This window comes from Streptomyces sp. NPDC058145 (assembly GCF_042884245.1).
Lineage (GTDB): Bacteria > Actinomycetota > Actinomycetes > Streptomycetales > Streptomycetaceae > Streptomyces.
Map to the genome: position 1 here is coordinate 13996 of NZ_JBHVUH010000002.1, position 20202 is coordinate 34197.

General features: G+C 72.6%; 18 protein-coding genes. 7 read left to right on the forward strand and 11 right to left on the reverse strand.

Annotated features, from left to right (window positions below; all coding sequences use genetic code 11):
• Window positions 1-26: 26 nt before the first annotated feature.
• Together ACFVVO_RS04315 and ACFVVO_RS04320 are read right to left on the reverse strand one after the other, a co-directional pair.
• Window positions 27-797 (reverse strand): ABC transporter permease, encoded by a 771-nt coding sequence (locus ACFVVO_RS04315; RefSeq protein ID WP_390051613.1) that lies wholly within the window; start codon window positions 795-797, stop codon window positions 27-29.
• Window positions 797-1765 carry an ATP-binding cassette domain-containing protein gene (locus ACFVVO_RS04320; RefSeq protein ID WP_390051615.1) on the reverse strand — a complete coding sequence of 323 codons (969 nt, stop codon included), beginning with the start codon at window positions 1763-1765 and terminating at the stop codon, window positions 797-799. Before ACFVVO_RS04320 ends, ACFVVO_RS04315 begins: the two co-directional genes overlap by 1 nt.
• A 731-nt stretch (window positions 1766-2496) precedes the next feature.
• Between ACFVVO_RS04320 and ACFVVO_RS04325 the strand changes: the two genes are divergently transcribed.
• The 3 genes from ACFVVO_RS04325 to ddaH all read left to right on the forward strand — a co-directional run bounded on the left by ACFVVO_RS04325 (window position 2497) and on the right by ddaH (window position 4952).
• A complete protein-coding gene (locus ACFVVO_RS04325; protein WP_390051617.1) occupies window positions 2497-3495 on the forward strand; it encodes a ParB/RepB/Spo0J family partition protein in 999 nt (332 codons plus the stop codon).
• Window positions 3496-3754: 259 nt separating this feature from the next.
• Entirely contained in the window at window positions 3755-3988 is a 234-nt protein-coding gene (locus ACFVVO_RS04330; RefSeq protein ID WP_390051619.1) for an MbtH family protein, read from the forward strand.
• A gap of 118 nt (window positions 3989-4106) precedes the next feature.
• Window positions 4107-4952, forward strand: coding sequence for a dimethylargininase (ddaH, locus tag ACFVVO_RS04335; RefSeq protein WP_390051621.1), 846 nt, complete (start codon window positions 4107-4109; stop codon window positions 4950-4952).
• Window positions 4953-5066: 114 nt separating this feature from the next.
• Here the strand turns inward: ddaH and ACFVVO_RS04340 are convergent, their stop codons facing one another.
• The 4 genes from ACFVVO_RS04340 to ACFVVO_RS04355 all read right to left on the reverse strand — a co-directional run bounded on the left by ACFVVO_RS04340 (window position 5067) and on the right by ACFVVO_RS04355 (window position 10683).
• On the reverse strand, window positions 5067-7811 hold the full coding sequence (locus ACFVVO_RS04340; protein WP_390051623.1) for an AAA family ATPase: 2745 nt from the start codon (window positions 7809-7811) through the stop codon (window positions 5067-5069).
• A gap of 245 nt (window positions 7812-8056) precedes the next feature.
• A complete protein-coding gene (locus ACFVVO_RS04345) occupies window positions 8057-8965 on the reverse strand; it encodes a DMT family transporter (RefSeq protein ID WP_390051625.1) in 909 nt (302 codons plus the stop codon).
• Between the two features lie 222 nt (window positions 8966-9187).
• Window positions 9188-9796: a dihydrofolate reductase family protein gene (locus ACFVVO_RS04350; protein ID WP_390051627.1), complete on the reverse strand. Its 609-nt coding sequence runs from the start codon at window positions 9794-9796 to the stop codon at window positions 9188-9190.
• 74 nt (window positions 9797-9870) lie between these two features.
• Window positions 9871-10683, reverse strand: coding sequence for an AIM24 family protein (locus tag ACFVVO_RS04355; protein WP_390051629.1), 813 nt, complete (start codon window positions 10681-10683; stop codon window positions 9871-9873).
• A 101-nt stretch (window positions 10684-10784) separates the two neighbouring features.
• Here ACFVVO_RS04355 and ACFVVO_RS04360 point away from each other — a divergent pair, with 101 nt between their 5' ends.
• Entirely contained in the window at window positions 10785-11537 is a 753-nt protein-coding gene (locus ACFVVO_RS04360) for an SDR family NAD(P)-dependent oxidoreductase (RefSeq protein WP_390051631.1), read from the forward strand.
• Between the two features lie 150 nt (window positions 11538-11687).
• Here ACFVVO_RS04360 and alc read toward each other — a convergent pair whose 3' ends face one another.
• Together alc and allB are read right to left on the reverse strand one after the other, a co-directional pair.
• On the reverse strand, window positions 11688-12803 hold the full coding sequence (alc, locus tag ACFVVO_RS04365) for an allantoicase (RefSeq protein ID WP_390051633.1): 1116 nt from the start codon (window positions 12801-12803) through the stop codon (window positions 11688-11690).
• 54 nt (window positions 12804-12857) lie between these two features.
• On the reverse strand, window positions 12858-14195 hold the full coding sequence (allB, locus tag ACFVVO_RS04370) for an allantoinase AllB (protein WP_390051635.1): 1338 nt from the start codon (window positions 14193-14195) through the stop codon (window positions 12858-12860).
• Window positions 14196-14466: 271 nt separating this feature from the next.
• Here allB and ACFVVO_RS04375 point away from each other — a divergent pair, with 271 nt between their 5' ends.
• Window positions 14467-15261 carry an IclR family transcriptional regulator gene (locus tag ACFVVO_RS04375; protein ID WP_390051637.1) on the forward strand — a complete coding sequence of 265 codons (795 nt, stop codon included), beginning with the start codon at window positions 14467-14469 and terminating at the stop codon, window positions 15259-15261.
• A 285-nt stretch (window positions 15262-15546) separates the two neighbouring features.
• Here ACFVVO_RS04375 and ACFVVO_RS04380 read toward each other — a convergent pair whose 3' ends face one another.
• Window positions 15547-15861: a DUF5955 family protein gene (locus ACFVVO_RS04380; protein WP_390051639.1), complete on the reverse strand. Its 315-nt coding sequence runs from the start codon at window positions 15859-15861 to the stop codon at window positions 15547-15549.
• A 129-nt stretch (window positions 15862-15990) separates the two neighbouring features.
• Between ACFVVO_RS04380 and ACFVVO_RS04385 the strand changes: the two genes are divergently transcribed.
• Both ACFVVO_RS04385 and aceB read left to right on the forward strand, forming a co-directional pair.
• Window positions 15991-16602 (forward strand): NTP transferase domain-containing protein, encoded by a 612-nt coding sequence (locus ACFVVO_RS04385; protein ID WP_390051641.1) that lies wholly within the window; start codon window positions 15991-15993, stop codon window positions 16600-16602.
• A 184-nt stretch (window positions 16603-16786) separates the two neighbouring features.
• Window positions 16787-18412, forward strand: coding sequence for a malate synthase A (gene aceB / locus ACFVVO_RS04390; protein ID WP_390051643.1), 1626 nt, complete (start codon window positions 16787-16789; stop codon window positions 18410-18412).
• Window positions 18413-18504: 92 nt separating this feature from the next.
• On the opposite strand, the gene ACFVVO_RS04395 is transcribed toward aceB, so the two are convergent.
• Together ACFVVO_RS04395 and ACFVVO_RS04400 are read right to left on the reverse strand one after the other, a co-directional pair.
• Window positions 18505-19419, reverse strand: coding sequence for a HipA family kinase (locus tag ACFVVO_RS04395; RefSeq protein ID WP_390051645.1), 915 nt, complete (start codon window positions 19417-19419; stop codon window positions 18505-18507).
• A gap of 198 nt (window positions 19420-19617) precedes the next feature.
• Window positions 19618-20160, reverse strand: coding sequence for an SMI1/KNR4 family protein (locus ACFVVO_RS04400; protein WP_390051646.1), 543 nt, complete (start codon window positions 20158-20160; stop codon window positions 19618-19620).
• Between the last annotated feature and the right edge of the window lie 42 nt (window positions 20161-20202).

A 20202-nucleotide genomic window follows, 5' to 3' on the forward strand; every position in this document is an offset into this window, starting at 1 on the left:
GCGCCCACCCGGCCGGCCCGCGTCCCCTACCGGACTGTCTTCTTGCCGAAGACGGACCGGGCCCACGCGTAGCCGACCACGGCGATCCCAGCGCACCACACCACGGACAGCCAGGCGTGGTCACCGACCGGCTGGTCGGTGACCAGGCCCCGCAGCGCGTAGATGACGTGGGTGATCGGCTCGTTCCTGGCGAACGCCAGCAGCCAGCCGGGCATGCCGTCGAGCGGTGCGAAGGCACCCGACAGGAACGGCAGGAGCGAGACCAGCGACGCCATGCTCGCCGCGGAGGACGTGTTCGCCGCGGCGAGTCCGATGCCGGTCGCCAGCCACGAGATCGCGAACAGCATCAGCAGCACGATGCCGGCCGCCGCGAGCCAGCGCAGCGGGCTGCCGCTGGGCCGGAAGCCCATGCCGAGCCCGGCCAGCACGACCACCACGACACCGAACCCGGTGCGGATCGTGTTGCCGACGACATGCCCGACGAGGACCGAGCCCCGGGAGATGGCGAGGGTGCGGAACCGGTCGATGACGCCCTCGTTCATGTCGGTGCTCACCGCGACGGCGGTGGCGCTGCACGAGTAGGCGGCGCCCATCACGACGATGCCGGGGATCAGGTAGTCGATGTACCGTCCGCCGCCGACGTCGAGCGCGCCGCCGAAGGCGTAGTTCATCAGGCACAGCAGCACGAGCGGCAGGGTGATCGACATCAGCAGGGTCGACGGGTTGCGCCGGGTGTGCCGGAGCACCCGGCGGATCATGGTCGTCGAATCGGACACCGCGTAGCCGATGGCGCTCATCAGATGGTCGCTTCCTGTGCGTCGGCCTCGTCGGCGCCGCGGCCGGTGAGCGCGAAGAACACGTCGTCGAGATCCGGGGAATGGATGGAGAGGTTGTCGACGTCGATGGATCGGTCACCGAACTTGTCCAGCAGGCCCTTGATCGAGGCCACGCTGCCGTCGCTCGGCACGTCCACCGAGAGCAGGTCGCCGTTGCTCCTCGGGTCGCCGAGGATGCCGCGGGCGGCGTCCAGGCTCTGCTGGTTGGCGAAGGTGAGCGTCACATAGCCGCCGGGCACGCGCTTCTTCAGCTCGTCCGGGGTGCCCTCGGCGACCAGCCGGCCGCCGTCCAGCAGGGCGATCCGATCGGCCATGTGATCCGCCTCGTCCAGCATCTGGGTGGTGAGGAAGATGGTGGTGCCCTCCGCGACCAGCTCGGAGACGAGCTGCCACATGGTGCGCCGGCTCCGCGGGTCCAGGCCGGTCGTCGGCTCGTCGAGGAAGATGATCGCGGGGCGCCCCATGAGGCTCATCGCCAGGTCGAGCCGGCGCTTCATGCCGCCGGAGTAGTGGGTCGCGGCCTTCCGGGCGGCGTCCACCAGGTCGAACCGCTCCAGCAGTTCGGCCGTCCGCGCCCGGCCCTCCCGCTTGCCCAGATGCGCCAGGTCGGCCATCAGCAGCAGGTTCTCCTCGCCGGTGAGCAGCTTGTCGACCGCCGAGAACTGGCCGGTGACGCCGATCGCCGCGCGCACCGCGCGGGGCTCCCGGGCCAGGTCGTGGCCGGCCACCCGGGCCTGCCCGGCGTCCGCGCCGATCAGCGTGGTGAGGATCTGGACGGTGGTCGTCTTGCCGGCGCCGTTCGGGCCCAGCAGGGAGAACACGGTGCCGGCGGGAACCTCGAAGTCGATGCCGTCGAGCACCGTCTGCGGGCCGAACGACTTCCTGAGCCCGACCACCTCGATCGCGTTGGTTGAGGGCGCGCTTGTCATGTAGTCCTCATCTTCTCGTCGACCTCTCATCGACGGACGCTGGATGGCCTGCGAAGGCACCTGCCGCGCGGTGCGAGGGGGGAGGCTGGACGGCTCGTCGAGAGCGAGTCCGCCGGACGGACTCCGGCCGGTCGGGGGCGGGCTGCCCGAGGTCGGCCGCCCGGCGCAGCCAAGGTAGGGCGCCCGCGGAATTCGAGCAATATCGCGACGTGCGCGACCGGCTCCACCAAGTCGCGCCTGTCCGGGCGGGGTTGACGGCCGCATGCGGATATTCCGCAGGCGGCCGGCGCACGGCCGGAGGCACGGATCGGCCATCGCGCCGGCGCCGGTTCCCGGCCCGGCGCGAGACGGTACCGGGCCGGCACGCGCGGAGCCAGCGGTGACCGTAAGAAGCCCCAGGCGGCAGGGGCCGCGCCAACCACCTGGTTCCGGCCAGCGGCGGCCGGCCGACGTGCGCACGAGGGCGCGGTTCCGCGCGGGCCACACAATGAGACGAAAGTCGTAGGCGACGTACCACCCCCCGCTCAACTAGGAGTCGAGGGGCGCAGAGCGGATCGCGGAGTCCGGAACTCGCTGTTTTACTCACGGCTGGCGGGACGATCTCGGCGCCAGGCGGCCGGCAGGGCGCCGGAGGTCCGCACACCTCCGACCGGAAACGGGGGTCCGCGATGTTTCGAAACGGGGGCAACACATTGGGCGTCACATACGTAAGTTCCCTGCGGCAGAACCGGGTGGCCGCACGGCCCCGGCTGACCGAGGTCCGCGACATCCGGGACAGTGACATCGTCACCGTCTCGATCGCCTCGCTGCTGCCGGCGAACTCCCCGCGGCTCACGGAGGTGGACGAGCACATACAGGTGCTCTCCGAGACCGACTCCGAACTCCCTCCCATCCTGGTGCACCGCGACAGCCTGCGGGTGATCGACGGCATGCACCGGCTGCGCGCCGCGCAGCGGCGGGGCGCGACGACGATCGCCGTGCGGTACTTCGACGGGGACGAGCGTGAGGCCTTCGTCCTGTCGGTACGGCTCAACAGCGCGCACGGCCTGCCCCTGACGCTGGCCGACCGCAAGAACGCGGCGCTGCGGATCATCAACTACCACCCCGAGTGGTCGGACCGGTCCATCGCCGGACTGGTCGGCATCTCCGACAAGACGGTCGGCGCCATCCGGCGGCGGGAGGGCGACAAGCTCCCCCAGCTGACCAGCCGGATCGGCCGGGACAACGAGAGCTACCCGCTCAACGCCATGCAGGGCCGGCTGCGCGCCAGCGAACTGTTCCGGCAGAACCCCGACGCCAGCACCCGTGAGGTCGCGCGGCTGGCCGAGATCTCCGCCACCACCGCCAAGGACGTCCGCAACCGGCTGCTGCGCGGCGATGACCCGGTGCCGCCGAAGCAGCGCGAGCGGCAGGGCGGCACGGCGCAGCCCGTCCGGCCGGCCCAGCCGGTCCGTCCCGCGCCGGCCCGGACGGCCCGGGCCCGGCGGCCCTCGGCCGTCGAGCTGAGCCGGCTGCGTACCGACCCCTCGCTGCGGATGTCGGAGTCGGGCCGTACGCTGCTGCGCTGGCTGGAGGCGCTGGGCAGCAACGAGGGCGAATGGGCGGCGATCGCCGACTCCGTGCCCAGCCACTGCGCGCCGGCCGTCGCGGAGATGGCCCGGCGGCGGGCCGACGACTGGCAGAGCTTCGCTATGGCTCTGGACCGGCGCGTTCGGATAACTTCCGTTTAGCCGGCGGGTTGCGGCCGGCCCGCCCGTCACCGACCAAGCCTGACTTATATTCAGTCGGACTTCCGGCCGAGTCCGACTTCTGTTCAGCCGGACTTCGTTATCGGTCCGGCCGCGGTTCGACTCGACCTGGCGCAGCCTGACTCGAATTCAGTCGAACCGCGATTTCACCCGGCCGCGATTCGACCGGACCTTGATTCGGCGGATGATCCGGCCGAACCCCTTCACCCGGACAATTCGCACCATCCTGCGGAGAGGCATCATGAGCGTGAACCCATTCGACGACGAGTCCGGCCGGTTCTTCGTGCTCGTCAACGACGAGGAACAGTATTCGCTGTGGCCGGCCTTCGCCGAGATCCCCAAGGGCTGGCGGGTCGTGTTCGGCGAGGAGGGCCGGGCCGAATGCCTGGACTTCGTCGAGAAGAACTGGACGGACATGCGTCCCAAGAGCCTGCGGGTGGCCATGGAGGCGGACAGCGGCGGCGCCGTCGCCTGATCCCCGGTCACCGGAGGCCCGGTTCGCCTCACCCGGCCCGAACCGCGCCTCCGGTGTTCCGACCCTGGTTCCGACCCGCAGCGGAAGACCTCCGGGCATCCCAGAAAGGGACTCACGCATGCCTGGCATCTCCAGATCCGCACGGCGCCGGCATTACCTGCTGTGCGCGCCGACCCACTTCGACGTCCGCTACTCCATCAACCCATGGATGGACCCCGGGCAGCCGACCTCCGGCGATCTCGCCGTCTCCCAGTGGCAGCGGCTGCACGGCCTGCTCGTCGACCTGGGGCACACCGTTGAGCTGATCGAGCCGGTGCCCGGTCTGCCCGACATGGTGTTCGCCGCCAACGGCGCGATCGTGGCGGACGGCCGTGCGCTGGTGGCGCGGTTCCGCCATCCGGAACGGGCCGGGGAGGCCCCCGCCTACCTCGCCTGGTTCCGCGACCGCGGCTACCCCGACGTACGCCAGGCCACCGTGGCCAACGAGGGCGAGGGCGACTTCCTGACCGCCGGCAAGCTGATCCTGGCCGGCCAGGGGTTCCGCAGCGATCCCGCCTCGCACGACGAGGTACGCGCCTTCTTCGGCAAGGAGGTGCTGAGCCTGCGCCTGGTGGATCCGCGCTTCTACCATCTCGACACGGCGATCGCCGTACTCGACGAGGAGGAAGTCATGTATCTGCCGCAGGCGCTCTCCCCGGAGAGCCGGGAACTGCTCGCGGAGCGCTACCCCGACGCGATCACCGCCACCGAGGACGAGGCCTGTCTGTTCGCCCTCAACGCGGTCTCGGACGGCCGTCACGTGCTGCTTCCGACGGCGGCCACCCGGCTCGCCGCCCAGTTGCGGGAACGCGGTTTCGAGCCGATCGGCGTCGACACCAGCGAGTTGCTCAAGGCGGGCGGCGGTGCGAAGTGCTGCACGCTGGAGCTGCACGAGACGGCGCCCGAACCGGCCGGCCCGAACTGACCACGGCACACACGCGTCCGCGGCCGGTCCCTCGAGGACCGGCCGCTCGTCCGTGTACGGCCCTTGCGTCGCGGCTTCCGCCGACCGCTCGACTTCGCGTATTCGTAGCCGGGTTCAGTCTTCGGCGGCGAGGTGCGCGGCCAGTTGGGAGCGGCCCCTGATGCCCAGTTTCCGGTAGACGCGGGTCAGATGCTGTTCGACGGTGCTGACCGTGATGGACAGGCTGCCGCTGATCTCCAGGTTCGTCCTGCCCAGCGCGGCGAGTTCGGCGACGCGCAGCTCCGCCGTGCTGAGCGCGTCCGCGCCGCCGGCCTCCGGTTCGGTGCGCGCGGTCGCCGACAGGCGGGGCAGCACCGAAACCGACGCCACGCTGCGGGACATCGCCCCCCGGTCCGGCCCCGGCATCCGGGGTGCCGGCACGGCGACGCGCCGCTGGGGCAACCGGTCCAGCATGCGTGACGTCCGGTACGCCTCCCAGCGGTGACCGCACTCGGTGAACTTCCCAGCCGCCTGCCGCAGTGTTCCGCGCCGCTCTCCCGGTTCCCCGGCGAGCGCCAGCACCCGCAGGGCCAGGCCGCGGGTGCAGCCGTCCGTCTCGGCGGCCAGCGCCAGTTGCCCGGCCGCGAGCCGCCGGGCGGCGGCCGGATCGCCGAGCGCGAGGTGGGCCGCCGCCAGATCGGCCCGCCAGGGCGCCACGGCCGGCAGGTCGGTGCCGCGGGCCGCGAGCAGCCGGCCGCACTCGGTGAAGTCATGCACCGCGGCCAGCAGTTGACCGGTGGCCAGGAGGTACTGCCCGCGGGCCCTGAGGAACCGGATGCCGGGCAGGGTCCGCAGCACACCGTCCGGCAGCTCGTGCGTCAGCAGATCGGCGGCTCGCTCGTACTCCTCGGCCTCCGTCCACGCGAGCAGCAGCGTGCCGAGCGGGTCACAGATCGCCGCCCCCCAGTCCTCGGGAGGGAGCAGGCTGAGCGCGTGCCGGGCCAGATCGGCCGCGTAGGAGACGTCACCGCTGCGGAGCACCGCCGAGGACCACATGCCGGTGAGCACCGCCTGCCAGGTCACCGCGCCACGCCGGTCGGCATCGGCCTTGAGGGAGCGCCACCAGGTCTCGGCGTCCTGCGTCCGGCCGGCGTGGACCAGCGCCAGCACCGCGGTCATCAGGGCTTCGAGGGTGTCGTCGGCGAGCCGGCAACTGCGCAGGAGGCGTTCGGCGGCGTCGACCGACGCGGGGTCACCGGGCCGGGCCCAGCTGCCCGACAGCGCCGTGGCGGTGAGCCGCCACGGGTCGTCGGCGGCGAGGACGGCCGACTCGGCCGGCATGGTGGACTCCGCCGCGGCGGGTGGGCCGTCCTCGAGAGGCCCGAACCACCAGGTGTGGGCGAGGTGGAGGCCGGTCCCGGTCCGGGGGTCGGGTGCCATGGCGGCCAGGGTCCGCCGGCTCCGCCGCCAGGCCGTCTCGTCGCCCTCCCACAGGGCCTGGCGCGCGGTGGCGGCCGCTTCGCCCCGGGCAGTCGGCACGGTGCCGTCGGCCGGGAGTTCCCGCAGCGCTTCCAGGTACCGCCTGCTCGCCGAGGGTGCCATGCGCCACGTGTGATGGGCCAGTTCGGCCAGCAGGTGCCGCTTGCCGGTGGTTGTGTCCGCGGCGGTGAGGGCCAGTTCGAGGCTTTGTACGGCGAAGTCCGGGTCGTTCTCCGCGACGGCCTGCTCGGCTGCCCCGCGCAGCACGGGCACCGTCCAGCGCGCCGGGGCCGAGCCGGCGGCGACGAGGTGGGCCGCCACCTCCCTCGCCGGTGCGGTCTGCCGGAACTTGGCTTCGGCCGCGCGCAGTTGGGCGGCGGTACGGGCCTCGGGCGCCAGCCCCGCGAGGACCGCCGACTCGATCACCGCGTGCCGGAACCGGCCGTCGGTCAGCAGCCCGGAGCGGGTCAGCGCGTCGAGGGCCTCCTCGGCCACGCCCGGCTCGATGCCGACGAGGGCGGCGAGGAGCGCGGCGGGCACCCTGCCGCCGTGGACCGCGAGGACACCGGCCACCTCGGTCAGGGGCAGGTCCCAGCGGTCGAGGTAGGAGGCCAGGGCGCGGGTGAACGCGCTGCCGGCCGCCGGAGCGGCACCGATGTCACCGATGGTGAGGTAGTCGTCGATCAGGGCGTCGACCAGCAGTGGGTTGCCCGCCGCGAGATGGTGGATCCGGGCCGGGACGCCGTCGCCGGCGCGTCCGTCGAGCAGGTCGCGCACGGACCGCTCGGACAGCGGGGCGAGCCGGAGGTGGTGGTGCGGGTGACGGGTGAATCCCGTGCGGCAGGCGAGCCGTGTGTCGCGGTCCTCCGGACGCGTGGTGTCCCGGAGGCTCAGCACCATGGTCAGCCGCGTCGGGCGGAGTCTGCGCTGGAGGTGCTGGAGCAGCAGCAGGGAGGCGCTGTCCGCGAGGTGCACATCGTCGACGACCAGGGCCGTCGGGCGTTGCCGTGCCTCTTCCAGGAGCACCTTGGCGAGCCGCCACACCGCGTTCGTGAGCGCCGGGGGCGCCGTCCCGGGTCCGCCGGCGGCGCCGCCGCGTCCGGTGTCCGCGCAGGCCGCCATGATGTGCGCGGCCTCCTCGGCGGCGGCCGGGGGCAGGTCCGGGCCGGCGAGCAGCTGGTCGATGACGCCACCCGCGAGGGTCCGCTCGTCCGCCGCTGCCGTGGCGCTCAGCGCCCGCACGCCCTCCCGGACGGCGCCGTCGAGGAACTCGTCCAGCAGCCGGGTCCTGCCGCTCGCGACTCCCCCGCTGACCAGGATCAGCCGGCCCGGACCCGTACGGCCCGCGGCCAGCCGCTCCCGCAGGAACGCGAGCGCCCGGTCCGGGTCCGGCTCCGTCACCGTCGTCCCGATCGAGGGAACGCGTGCCGCGCTGTCACTGCTCGTCTTTCCATACACCCTGGAACCCCGTCGATCCTCCGGGAAACCCCCGATTCCCCGCGCCCAATGAGGGGATGGCGCCACTGGACGGCCGACGTTTCCAGATCGACCGGCGACCGGCAACTTCCGCACCCGACCAACCTGTTCGGGAACGACGGGGTGCCGCTCCCGAAGGCCGAGGGCGACGACGGGCGCCGCGCGGGACGTCAGTCCGCCGCTCGGCGGCCCCAGGCGGTCCCGCCGAGCACCAGTACGCCACCGACGACACCGGGCGTCCCGAGCCGTTCCCCGCCGAGGGCGATGCCGGCCGCCGCGGCCCACAGCGGCTCGGTGCCCAGCAGCAGGCTGACCCGGGACGGTGAGGTGCGGCGGACCGCCCACATCTGCACGAAGAACGCGAACAGTGTGCACAGGGCCGAGAGGAAGAGCAGGCCGGTCCACTCACGCCCGCCGAAGCCGGCCGCGGCCGCCCACGGTGCCGGGCCGCCGGCCCCGGCCGACAGGGCGGCGAACACGGCGACCGCGGTGCCGAGCTGGACGGTCGTGAGCGGAAGGGCGCCCGCGCCGCGGACGGAGCGGAGCCGGGACATGACGAGGACGTGCAGGGTGCGGACGAGCGCGGCGAGCAGCATCAGCAAGTCGCCCGCCGACGGCCGGGTGAAGCCGCCGCCCTGGGTGAGGAGTACGACGCCGAGCACCGACAGGGCCGCGGCGCCGAGGAAGGCGGCGGTGGGCCGGGTGCGGGTGACCGCGGCCTCGGCGAGCGGGGTGAAGATCATGGTGAGGCTGATGATCAGGCCGGCGTTGGTCGCCGAGGTGTGCACGACCCCGTATGTCTCGAGCAGGAAGACGCCGCTGAGGATCAGCCCCAACAGGGCCGCGCCGCGCCACTGCGCGCCGGTCAGGGCGCGCAGGGAGCGCAGTCCGACGGCCCCGAGCACGGGCAGCACCAGCGCGAACCGCAGCACCAGGACGGCGAGCACCGTGCGGGCGGTGGTGATGTCCTTCGCGGCGAGGTAGCTGGCGCCCCAGCACACCGCGACGAGCAGTACCGGCAGGTCGGTGTGCCAGGTGCGGCGGGGCGCGAGGGCGCCGGGTACGGCGATCGACGACATCGGGGCGGCTCTCCCGGTCTTTCGAGGGCCTCTGACAGTTGCCGTCGTCCGCCCGGAGGGCGGGCCACGCACCAGGCGTCGCGGGGCAGGCGGGAATCGTCGGACAGGCCCTGGGGGGTGCGCAGACGTCGGCGGCTCGCACGGGGCGCGATCACCGTACCGGCGGGGACGATCTTCGGGCCAGGCCTTTGCCGCCGGGGTGCCCTCCGTGTCCTCGAGCGGTCAGAACGACCCGTACTCGGGACTGCCCAGCAGGTCGTAGCTCTGGATGGAGACGCCCGAGGCGGTGACGCGGCCTCCCGTGTGCCCGAAGCGGGCGGGGACGGCGCCCTCCGTGAACAGCCGGCGGCCGGCGCCGAGGACGACCGGGAAGGTCAGCAGGTGAAGGGTGTCGACCAGCCGCAGGTCCACCAGGGAGCGGACCAGGGCGCCGCTGCCGTGGATCTGGAGTTCGCCTTCGGTGCGCTCCTTGAGGACGGCCACCTCCTTGGCCAGGTCGCCGGAGACGACGGTGGTGCCGGACCACTCGGGTGCCTGGAGGGTGGAGGAGACGACGTATTTGGGCAGGGCGTTGAGCCTGCCCGCGATCGGGTCGGCGGGGTCGGTCATCTTCGGCCAGTAGGAGGCGAAGATCTCGTAGGTGCGGCGGCCGAGCAGGAAGGCTCCGGTGCGGTCGAAGACCTCGGTGACGAAGCGGCCGAAGTCGTCGTCGCCGTACGGGAAGCTCCAGCCGCCCTGGTCGAAGCCGCCGCTGGTGTCCTCCTGGGGGCCGCCGGGCGCCTGGTACACGCCGTCGAGGCTGACGAAGATGGTGGAGACGAGCTTGCCCATGACGGGTGCCTTCTTCCGGGTGCGGGATCTGCTGTCATCAGGTCGGACCCCGCCCGCACCCGGAACTCATCGGTTCAGCCGGCGTGGGTCGAGAACAGTCCGCCGGTCGGGCCCTGCTTGTCGCCGCCCTGGGCCTTCTTCAGGGCGTTGGCGAGGCTCTCGATGGTGAGGGACTGCAGGATCACCCGGCCGTTGCCCTCCAGGGTGGCCAGGGACAGGCCCTCGCCGCCGAAGACGGCGTTCATGATGCCCTGCCGGTTCAGTCCGCCGACGCGCTGGACGCCGTACTGGATGCCCTCCTCGAAGGCGACGACGCAGCCGGTGTCGACCTCGATGCGGCCGCCGAAGTCCGCCGGGTTCAGGTCGATGAAGTTGCCCGCGCCGGCGATGATCACCGTGCCGTGCCCGGTGAACTTCTCCAGGACGAAGCCCTCGCCGCCGCTCATGCCGGTGCGGCCGCCCTGGAAGGCGATGCCGAAGTCGACGCCGGCCTCGGCGGCCACGAAGGCGTCCTTCTCGGCGAACCACGCGCGCGTGCCGTCCAGCTCCAGGGCGCGCATCTCGCCGGGCAGCACGCCCGCGAAGCCGACGGTGCCCTCACCGCCCTGGGAGGTGAAGTACTGGAACGCCAGTGACTCACCGGCCAGCATGCGCTGGCCGACCTGCATGGCGGTGCCCATGGCCTGGCGCAGCATGCCGCCCATGCCGCCGGAGCCGTTCTGCTGCCGGTCGCCGTTGCCCGACGGGCCGGACAGACGGGTCTCCATGGTCACGTTCGTCGTCTTGAACAGGAACTTCCCCGCTTCGCAGTACACGGTCTGGCCGGGGCGCAGGTTGACGACCGCCATCTGCATGGCGTTGCCGACGATCTCTTGCTGAAGGGTCACGCGGGGAGAACGCGAGAGGTGGAGCGAAGAGTTCCGGGTGTGACGAGATCGATGTCCGTACGCCGCCGGTGAACGGTGCTCGTGGCGGCTGGGATGGACGCATGACGACGACGAACGGATCTCTCGACGGCAAGGTGGCCCTGGTGACCGGCGGCAGCCGGGGCATCGGGGCGGCGGTCGCGCTGCGGCTCGCGCGCGCGGGTGCGGATGTGGCGGTGACCTATGTGAACGGCAAGGAGGCGGCGGACGGCGTGGTGCGGGCCGTGGAGGCGCTGGGGCGGCGGGCGGTGGCGCTGCGCGCGGACTCCGCCGACCCGCGGGAGGCGGCGGGCGCGGTGCGCCGGGCGGCCGAGGCGTACGGCGGTCTCGACGTGCTGGTGAACAACGTGGGCGTGGGTCTGCTGGGCCCGCTGGACACGCTGACCCCGCAGGACGTCGACCGGGTGCTCGCGGTGAACGTGCGCGGGGTGTTCCTGGCATCGCAGGCGGCCGCCGCGCTGATGGCGGACGGCGGGCGCATCGTCACCGTCGGCACGTGCATGACGCAGCGGGTACCGGGGCCCGGCGGGACGCTGTACGCGATGAGCAAGTCTGCCCTGGTGGGGCTGACCAGGGCGCTGGCCCGGGAGCTGGGCGGGCGCCGGATCACCGCCAACATCGTCCATCCGGGTCCGACGGACACGGACATGAACCCGGCGGACGGTCCGTACGCGGCGGCGCAGGCGGCGATGACCGCGCTGGGCCGCTTCGGGACGGCCGACGAGGTGGCGGCGACGGTGGCCCATCTGGCGGGTCCGGACGCGGCCTATGTCACCGGCGCGGAGTTCTCCGTGGACGGCGGGCACGCGGCCTGAGGCGGTCCGTGGGGCGCACCGGTGCGGTCCCTCCGGTGCGCCTACGCGCGCGGGCCGCTGGGCCTGCCACCGCCGCGCGGCGCGTGCCGCTGGGTACGCGCGCATGCCGCTGGGTACGCGCGCGTGGCGCCGGGTACGGGTGGCGCCCGGTCAGCCGCCGAGCTCCTGGTGGCGGGCGGCGAGGGCGGTGGCGCCCTCCTCGGTCGGGGTGCCGAAGACGCGGAGGCGGGAGATGCCGCCGTCGGGGTAGATGTCCACGCGCGCGTGGGTGCCGACGGCCGGCTCCGGCAGGACGAAGCGGTGGTCGGTGTCCGGCTGGAGGCGCGTGCGGGGCAGGATCTCCCGCCAGTCGCCGTCCTCGCCGTCCCTGACGGACACCGACGCCCAGCCGGCGCTGTTGCCCTTCAGGTACGCCGTGTCGATCTCGACGGCGCGGATCCGCGCCTGGGCGGCCAGCCGGTAGCGGATCCAGTCGTTGCCCCGGTCGCGGCGGCGGCGCGTCTCCCAGCCGTCGTCCATCTTGCGGGAGCGGCCGGGCTGGATGGTGTTGGTGGCCGGGGAGTAGAAGAGGTCGGAGGCGTCCTCGACCCGGCCGCCGTTCTCCAGCGCGACCACGTCGAAGGTGCCGAGCGCCTCGAGCCACCGCGGGTCCGGGACGACCTCGCCGTACACCCGCAGGCGCGCGATGCCGCCGTCGGGGTGCTGGTTGACCCGCAGGTGCGTGAAGCGCTGCTCGGCGGAGACCGCGAAGCCGTTGGCCGCGTGGCCGCCGACCTGGGTGCGCGGGACGAGCGTCGTCCACTTCACGTCGTCGCCCAGCAGTCGCTCCGGGGACGGGGAGCCGGGTACCGACGTGCCCTCCACCGAGACGGCCTGCGGGTAGTTGCCGCGGAAGTGGGCGGTGTCGACCACGATCCCGCGGATCAAGCCGGGCGCGCCGAGCCGGACCAGCGCCCAGTCGTGGTCCTCGTCCGTCGGCCAGGGGTGTCCGGCGGAGGCGCCGCGCCGGCGTCGGGTCTCCCAGCCGTCCATGATCTTGCCCTTGTGCCCGAAGTGCTCGGGGTCGAACTCGGCCCGCTCGGGCACCAGCAGGTTCTCCCGCTGGGCGAAGAACTCGTCGTTGGCGGCGATGACACCGGCGCCGAGCCGCCGGTCGGCGAGGTTGGCGTACTGGGTGAAGGGGAAGTCCGCGGTGCGGTAGTCCGCGTAGGGGTCGCCTCCTCCGTAGGGGTTCGCGTCGCCGGTGAAGCTCGCAATCGCCGTCACTGTGATCAGGGTTTCCTTTCGGTGGTCGGCCGCCGCGGTCGCGGGGTCCGGGGTTCAGGGGGTACGGGTCAGCAGTCGGCCCTTCGGTTCGGTGAACTCGCCGTCGGCGGCGATGCGTTCGCCGCGCAGCCAGGTGGACTTCACCACGCCGTACAGGGTGCGGCCGGCGTAGGCGGTGACCCGGTTGCGGTGCTGCAGGCCGGCCGGGTCGACGGTGAAGGTCTCGTCGGGGGCGAGCACGGCGAAGTCGGCGTCGCGGCCGGCCTCGATGGCGCCCTTGCGGGTCAGGCCGGCCAGGGCGGCCGTCCGGGTGGACATCCAGCGGACGACGTCCTCCAGGCCGTGGCCGCGCCGGCGGGCCTCGGTCCACACGGCCGGCAGGCTGAGCTGGAGGCCGGAGATGCCGCCCCACGCGGTGGCGAAGTCGGCCGTCTTCAGGTCGGCGGTGGAGGGCGAGTGGTCGGTGACGACGCAGTCGATGGTGCCGTCGGCGAGGGCCTGCCAGAGCAGGTCCTGGTTGGCGGCCTCGCGGATGGGCGGGCAGCATTTGAACTCGCTGGCGCCGTCCGGGACTTCCTCCGCGGTCAGGGTGAGGTAGTGCGGGCAGGTCTCCACCGTGAGGCGCACGCCCTCGGCGCGGGCGGCGGCGATCAGCGGGAGCGCGTCGCTGGAGGAGAGGTGCAGCACGTGCACGCGCGCGTCGAGGCGTTTCGCCTGCGCTATGAGGGTGGCTACGGCCGAGTCCTCGGCGCCGCGCGGGCGGGAGGCGAGGAAGTCGGCGTACCGGGGGCCGCCGTGCTGCGGGGCGGCGGCCAGCCGGTGCGGGTCCTCGGCGTGCACGATCAGCAGGCCGCCGAAGCCGGCGATCTCGGCCAGGGAGCGGGCGAGTTGCTCCTGGTCGAGGTGCGGGAACTCGTCGACGCCGGACGGGGAGAGAAATGCCTTGAAGCCGAAGACACCGGCGTCGTGCAGCGGTCGCAGGTCCGTCACGTTGCCGGGCAGGGCGCCGCCCCAGAAGCCGACGTCGATGTGCGCCTTGTCGGCCGCGACCTCCTGCTTGACCCGCAGGTTCGCGACCGTGGTGGTCGGCGGGAGGGAGTTGAGGGGCATGTCGACGAGCGTGGTGATGCCGCCGGCCGCCGCCGCGCGCGTCGCCGTCCAGAAGCCCTCCCACTCGGTGCGGCCCGGGTCGTTGACGTGCACGTGGGTGTCGACCAGGCCCGGCAGCAGCACGTGGTCGCCGAGGTCCTCCAGGCGTGCCGCGGCCGGTACTTCGGCGTCGTACGGCAGTACGGCCGTGATGGTGCCGGCGGACACGGTGACCGTGGCGGCCCGCGTCCCCTCCGGTGTGATGACGCGCGTCGAGCGCAGCACCAGTTCAGCGTCGGACACCCGGACCCCTCTCTCTGCCGCCGTTCACGCCCAGGAAACGGGATTTACACCCATGTAACGGACTTCAACGTTCTGTTGAAGGAGTCTTCACTCCCGCTCCCCCGCCGTCAAGGGGCACACTTCTGAACAGCGCCTCAGAGGCAGCGGCTGGACGTTTCCACAAAGCGGAATTAGAATTCCGATGAGCAGAACGTAGTTACGTACAAGCAGGGAGTCAACCGGCCGCCGGGTGGGCTTCTGCCCTCCCCGCCAGTCCCGAAAGGAACGTGCCGTGCCGACGTCCAGCGCCAGCACCACCGACTCCGCCAAGTCCTCCGCCGGCGGCGGGGTCCAGTCCCTGGAGCGTGCCTTCGATCTGCTGGAGCGGATGGCGGACGCGGGCGGCGAGGTCGGTCTGAGCGAGCTGTCCGCGACCAGCGGGCTGCCGCTGCCCACCATCCACCGGCTGATGCGCACCCTGGTGGTCTGCGGCTATGTACGCCAGCAGCCGAACCGCCGGTACGCGCTCGGCCCGCGGCTGATCCGGCTGGGCGAGTCCGCCTCCCGGCTGCTCGGCACCTGGGCGCGGCCCTACCTCGCCCGGCTGGTGGAGGAGACCGGCGAGACGGCGAACATGGCCCTGCTGGACGGCGACGAGATCGTCTACGTCGCGCAGGTGCCGTCGAAGCACTCGATGCGGATGTTCACCGAGGTGGGGCGCCGCGTGCTGCCGCACTCCACCGGGGTCGGCAAGGCCCTGCTGGCCGGCGTCCCCGACGACGAGGTCCGCGCCCTGCTCTCCCGTACCGGCATGCCGGCCGCGACGGAGAAGACCATCACCACGCCCGACGGTTTCCTGGCGGCGCTGGAGGAGGTGCGCCGGCAGGGGTACGCGGTGGACGACAGCGAGCAGGAGATCGGCGTCCGGTGCCTCGCGGTGTCCGTGCCCGACTCCCCCACCGCGGCCGCGATCTCCATCTCCGGACCGGCCGGCCGGGTCACCGAGGCCGCGACCGAGAAGATCGTGCCGGTGCTGCAGGGAATCGCCGTGGAGCTGTCCGAGGCCCTGGCGAGTTCGGGGGCCTAGGGCCTGTCGTCAAATTCCCGTCGTCGCCCGAAGGGCGGCCCTGCGGCGTCTGGTGCGTGCTCTCGGCGTGCCGGGCGGAAGTCCTCGTACTGGACGTACTTGGGCTTTCGCCCGGCGCGCCGAGTGGGGGTGCCCCCTCTGGGGGAGCGTGCCAGGCGTCGCGGGGCAGACGGGAATTTGACGACAGGCCCTGGCGGAGCCCGGCGGGGCCCAGGTGGCCCCGAAGGGCCACCGGGAACGACCCGCCGCGCGCAGAGGCCGGCGGCGGCGTATGCGTCCCCATCCTCATCGCACCGGCGGCTCCCCGAACAGGTCCACCGCCTCCCGGACCTCCGTCAGACCGCGCGCCAGCGCGCTGACCGAGCCGATCGCGCCCGCGATCAGTAACAGGGAGCGGCGCAGCCGGGGGGTCTCCGGGATGCCGCCGGCGGCCATCGCCGCGAGTGCGGCCAGCTCGTCCTCGGCTATCCCCCGGTCTCGGAAATCCGCCGGATGCGCGGCGAGTTCGCGGCGCAGCCGGGACACCGCGGTCCGCAGTCCCGCCACTCTCACGTCCTCGTCGCCGCCGGTCACCGGCCTCTGCTCCAAGCTCCGCGACACAGCCCTCCCCCTCACACGCCGTCGTGCGCGGGCCAGTAAACGCCACGCCGTCGGGGAGCGCCACCACGCGGACCGAAATTCAGCCCAAGGGGTCCGGCCGGCGCGGCCCGCGTCGGGTATGCAGGACGCATGACGGACAACCGGGACGGACACGGGGAGAGGATCGCCGGGCTGCTGCTGGCCGCCGGCGGCGGCAGACGGCTCGGCGGGCGGCCCAAGGCACTGCTGGAACACCGGGGACGTCCCCTGGTCGAACACGCGGTCGGAGTACTGCGGGCGGCCGGGTGCGGGCGGATCCATGTGGTCCTCGGCGCGGCGGCGGACGACGTCCGGGACCGGGCGGACCTGAGCGGCTGTGTCACGGTCCGCAACCCCGACTGGGCCGAGGGCATGGGCTCCTCCCTGCGCGCCGGACTCGGCTCACTCGCCGGTACGGGGGTGACGGCGGCCCTGGTGAGCCTGGTCGATCAGCCGGGCATCGGACCGGCCGCGATGGCCCGGGTGCTGGGCGCCTACGAGGACGAGAACTCGCTGGTCTCGGCCGCCTACGACGGCGTGCGCGGGCATCCGGTGCTGTTCGGCGCGGCGCACTGGGCGGGCGTCGCGGCCTCCGCCACCGGTGACCGCGGGGCCCGCGCCTACCTGCGGGAGCACGCGGCGGCGCTCAGGCTGGTGGAGTGCGCGGATGTGGCCGAGCCCTACGACATCGACACCGAGGCGGACCTGAGCCACCTTGAGTGAACGGGGTGGCACCGAGCGCCACCTTGCCTCGACGCGGAGACTCTCGACATCAACAAAACATTGAAGTTCCACGATGAGGAAACTACTATCCACTGTTCAGAAGCGCCCGGTCCCGCAGCGGGCGCCGATCGTCCATCTCGTGCCGCTTGGCACCCGGTGCCACCGCTGAAGGAAGTGACAGCTCATGTCCGCACCAGCGCCGTCCCCGCTGGCCATCGTCGACGCCGAGCCCCTGCCCCGGCAGGAGGAGGTCCTCACCGAGGCGGCGCTCGCCTTCGTGGCGGAGCTGCACCGGCGGTTCACCCCGCGCCGTGACGAACTCCTCGCCCGCCGCGCGGAGCGCCGCGCCGAGATCGCCCGCACCTCGACCCTGGACTTCCTCCCGGACACGGCCGCCGTCCGCGCGGACGACTCCTGGAAGGTCGCCCCGGCCCCGGCCGCGCTGAACGACCGGCGCGTGGAGATCACCGGTCCCACCGACCGGAAGATGACCATCAACGCGCTCAACTCGGGCGCGAAGGTCTGGCTCGCCGACTTCGAGGACGCCTCCGCACCCACCTGGGAGAACGTGGTCCTCGGCCAGGTCAACCTGGTCGACGCCTACACCCGGAACATCGACTTCACGGACCCCGGGTCCGGCAAGTCCTACGCCCTGCGCCCCGACGAGGAACTGGCCACGGTCGTCATGCGCCCGCGTGGCTGGCACCTGAACGAGCGCCACCTCGTCGACGCCGAAGGCGGGCCGGTGCCCGGCGCGCTGGTCGACTTCGGCCTGTACTTCTTCCACAACGCCCAGCGGCTGCTGGACCTCGGCAAGGGCCCGTACTTCTACCTGCCGAAGACCGAGTCGCACCTCGAGGCCCGCCTGTGGAACGACGTGTTCGTCTTCGCGCAGGACTACGTGGGCGTCCCGCAGGGCACCGTCCGCGCCACCGTCCTGATCGAGACGATCACGGCGGCGTACGAGATGGAGGAGATCCTCTACGAACTCCGCGACCACGCCTCCGGACTGAACGCGGGCCGCTGGGACTACCTGTTCTCCATCGTGAAGAACTTCCGGGACGGCGGGCCGAAGTTCGTCCTGCCGGACCGCAACGCGGTCACGATGACCGCGCCGTTCATGCGGGCGTACACCGAACTCCTCGTCCGCACCTGCCACAAGCGCGGCGCGCACGCGATCGGCGGCATGGCGGCGTTCATCCCGTCGCGGCGCGACGAGGAGGTCAACAAGGTCGCCTTCGAGAAGGTCAAGGCGGACAAGGACCGCGAGGCGAACGACGGTTTCGACGGCTCCTGGGTCGCCCACCCCGACCTGGTCCCGATCGCCATGGAGTCCTTCGACAGGGTGCTCGGCGACAGGCCGAACCAGAAGGACCGGCTGCGCGAGGACGTCCATGTCGAGGCGGCCGACCTGATCGCCGTCGACTCGCTGGACGCGAAGCCGACGTACCCCGGTCTCGTCAACGCCGTCCAGGTCGGCATCCGTTACATCGAGGCCTGGCTGCGCGGGCTCGGCGCGGTCGCCATCTTCAACCTGATGGAGGACGCGGCCACCGCGGAGATCTCCCGCTCCCAGATCTGGCAGTGGATCAACGCGGGCGTCGAGTTCGAGAACGGCGAGAAGGCCACCCCGGAACTGGCCCGCAAGATCGCCGCGGAGGAACTGGCGGCCATCCGTGCGGAGACCGGCGAGGAGGCCTTCGCGGCCGGCCACTGGCAGCAGGCGCACGACCTGCTGCTCCAGGTGTCCCTCGACGAGGACTACGCCGACTTCCTGACCCTGCCGGCGTACGAGCGGCTGAAGGGCTGACGGGCTCCGCACCTCGACGGGGGCCGCCGGGGCTCGTCCGGCCGGCACGGGCCCCGGCCGGGTGGCTCCGGGGATCTCCCCCGGGCCACCCGTCAGCCGAAGTGGACCGCCCCGTCCTGCTCCACCCCCGGCCTGCCGTGCAGGTCGGGCACCCGCTTGAGCCAGTCCGGGCGGCCCTGCTGCGTCCTCGCCGCGCGGGCGGTCTCCTCGGCGGCCAGTTCCGCCCGGCTCGGGAAGTCGGTCGGCAGCCAGTCGGCCGACAGCCGCACCCGCCGCAGCAGATAGTCGACATAGGCGGCCCGGACGTCGTCGGGGGTCGCGAAGCCCGCGTCCTCGGCCAGCCAGGCGTCCGGCACCTCGGCGACGATCCCGCGCAGCAGCTCCTCGGTCACCCGGGGCGCCAGTTCCGCGTCGGCGGCCCGGACGTCGGGGCCGTAGTGGCCGAGGGCGTGGTGGCGGAAGTCGTACCGCTTGCCCGGGGTGGTGGTGTCCCAGCGGTGGTGGAAGACGAGGGCGGCGCCGTGGTCGATGAGCCACAGGCGCGGCGGCACGGTGCCGAGGGTGGGCCACACCATCAGGTTGGAGCTGTGCACCGTACGGTCCACGTTGACGGTCAGCGCGTCCAGCCAGACGATCCGGCCCGCCTCCAGCGGGTCCACGGCGAAGGACTTGGCGATCTCCGGGGTGAAGTCGGCGGCGCCCGGCAGACAGTCCATGCCGAGGTTGACGCCCGCGCTGGCGCCGTGCAGCTCCCGGACCTCCTGGTGGGGCTCGTCGGCGGCGATCGCCGGGTCGAAGTGGACGAGGACCAGTTCGGGGAAGCGCAGGCCCAGCGCCCGCGCGAGTTCCCCGACGATCACCTCGGCGACCAGCGCCTTGTGTCCCTGCGCCGAGCCGGTGAACTTCACGACGTAGGTGCCCAGGTCATCCGCCTCGACGATGCCGGGGACGGAGCCGCCGGAGCGCAGGGGCTCGATGTAGCGGGTTGCGCTGACCTCTCTCATCATTTGTCAGGACCTAACCGGTTGTTTGCCTTCCCATGCATGGTAACCAAGCGTGACAGCCGGGGAGGAACGCCCGGACCGTATCGCCGGCGCCACCACGGACTGGCGACCACATCGGCGGAACGTGCCACGCCGCCGGGCAACGGACGTACCGTTGCCCGGCGGCGTGGCTTCCGGGGCGGGCTCAGCCCGGCGCGCGGGCTAGCCGAGCTTCTTGAAGACCGCCTCCCCTCGTCCCCACAGGCCGAGGTCCCCCAGCGGGCACTCGGGGAACTCGCCCCTCAGCACCCGGGTGAGGAACTCGGCCATCCCGCAGTCGTAGCGGGTGAACCGGATCTCGCCGCGGTTGAACACCAGGACGGGCCAGGCGGCCGGGTCCTCCCCGGAGGCGTCCCAGCACATCAGGTCGGCACTGGAGTCGGCCCCCCAGGCGATCAGACGGGGCGACGTCCCCTCCAGTTCCGGGGTCTTGTACGCGTCTGCCCAGGTGTCCTCGGCGTTCCCCGTCTCCTCGACCATGCCGTCCCAGCCCGCCTCCTGCAGCGGTGCCTTCGGCTGCGGCGCGAGAACCACCAGGTAGTCCTGGACGACCCCGGCGCCGTACACCTCCATGAACCGCGTGTAGTCGGGCGGGAACGGCCGGCCCCACGACTGCGCCATCCGGTCCCAGTCGACGGTCCTGCCGCCGTCCTCGGGGGGCGGCATCAGCCGCAGCAGGGCGTCCACGTCGGCTGCCGCGCTCATCGGTGCTCCTCTCCGCGTACGTTCACAGTTCCGAGCGACATC

Excerpts from the sequence above, each read along its gene's own strand:
- ACFVVO_RS04315 (WP_390051613.1), bottom strand. The coding sequence starts at position 797 with ATGAGCGCCATCGGCTACGCGGTGTCCGATTCGACGACCATGATCCGC.
- ACFVVO_RS04320 (WP_390051615.1), bottom strand. The coding sequence starts at position 1,765 with ATGACAAGCGCGCCCTCAACCAACGCGATCGAGGTGGTCGGGCTCAGG.
- ACFVVO_RS04330 (WP_390051619.1), top strand. The coding sequence starts at position 3,755 with ATGAGCGTGAACCCATTCGACGACGAGTCCGGCCGGTTCTTCGTGCTC.
- ddaH (WP_390051621.1), top strand. The coding sequence starts at position 4,107 with ATGCCTGGCATCTCCAGATCCGCACGGCGCCGGCATTACCTGCTGTGC.
- ACFVVO_RS04345 (WP_390051625.1), bottom strand. The coding sequence starts at position 8,965 with ATGTCGTCGATCGCCGTACCCGGCGCCCTCGCGCCCCGCCGCACCTGG.
- ACFVVO_RS04350 (WP_390051627.1), bottom strand. The coding sequence starts at position 9,796 with ATGGGCAAGCTCGTCTCCACCATCTTCGTCAGCCTCGACGGCGTGTAC.
- ACFVVO_RS04360 (WP_390051631.1), top strand. The coding sequence starts at position 10,785 with ATGACGACGACGAACGGATCTCTCGACGGCAAGGTGGCCCTGGTGACC.
- ACFVVO_RS04385 (WP_390051641.1), top strand. The coding sequence starts at position 15,991 with ATGACGGACAACCGGGACGGACACGGGGAGAGGATCGCCGGGCTGCTG.
- aceB (WP_390051643.1), top strand. The coding sequence starts at position 16,787 with ATGTCCGCACCAGCGCCGTCCCCGCTGGCCATCGTCGACGCCGAGCCC.
- ACFVVO_RS04395 (WP_390051645.1), bottom strand. The coding sequence starts at position 19,419 with ATGATGAGAGAGGTCAGCGCAACCCGCTACATCGAGCCCCTGCGCTCC.
- ACFVVO_RS04400 (WP_390051646.1), bottom strand. The coding sequence starts at position 20,160 with ATGAGCGCGGCAGCCGACGTGGACGCCCTGCTGCGGCTGATGCCGCCC.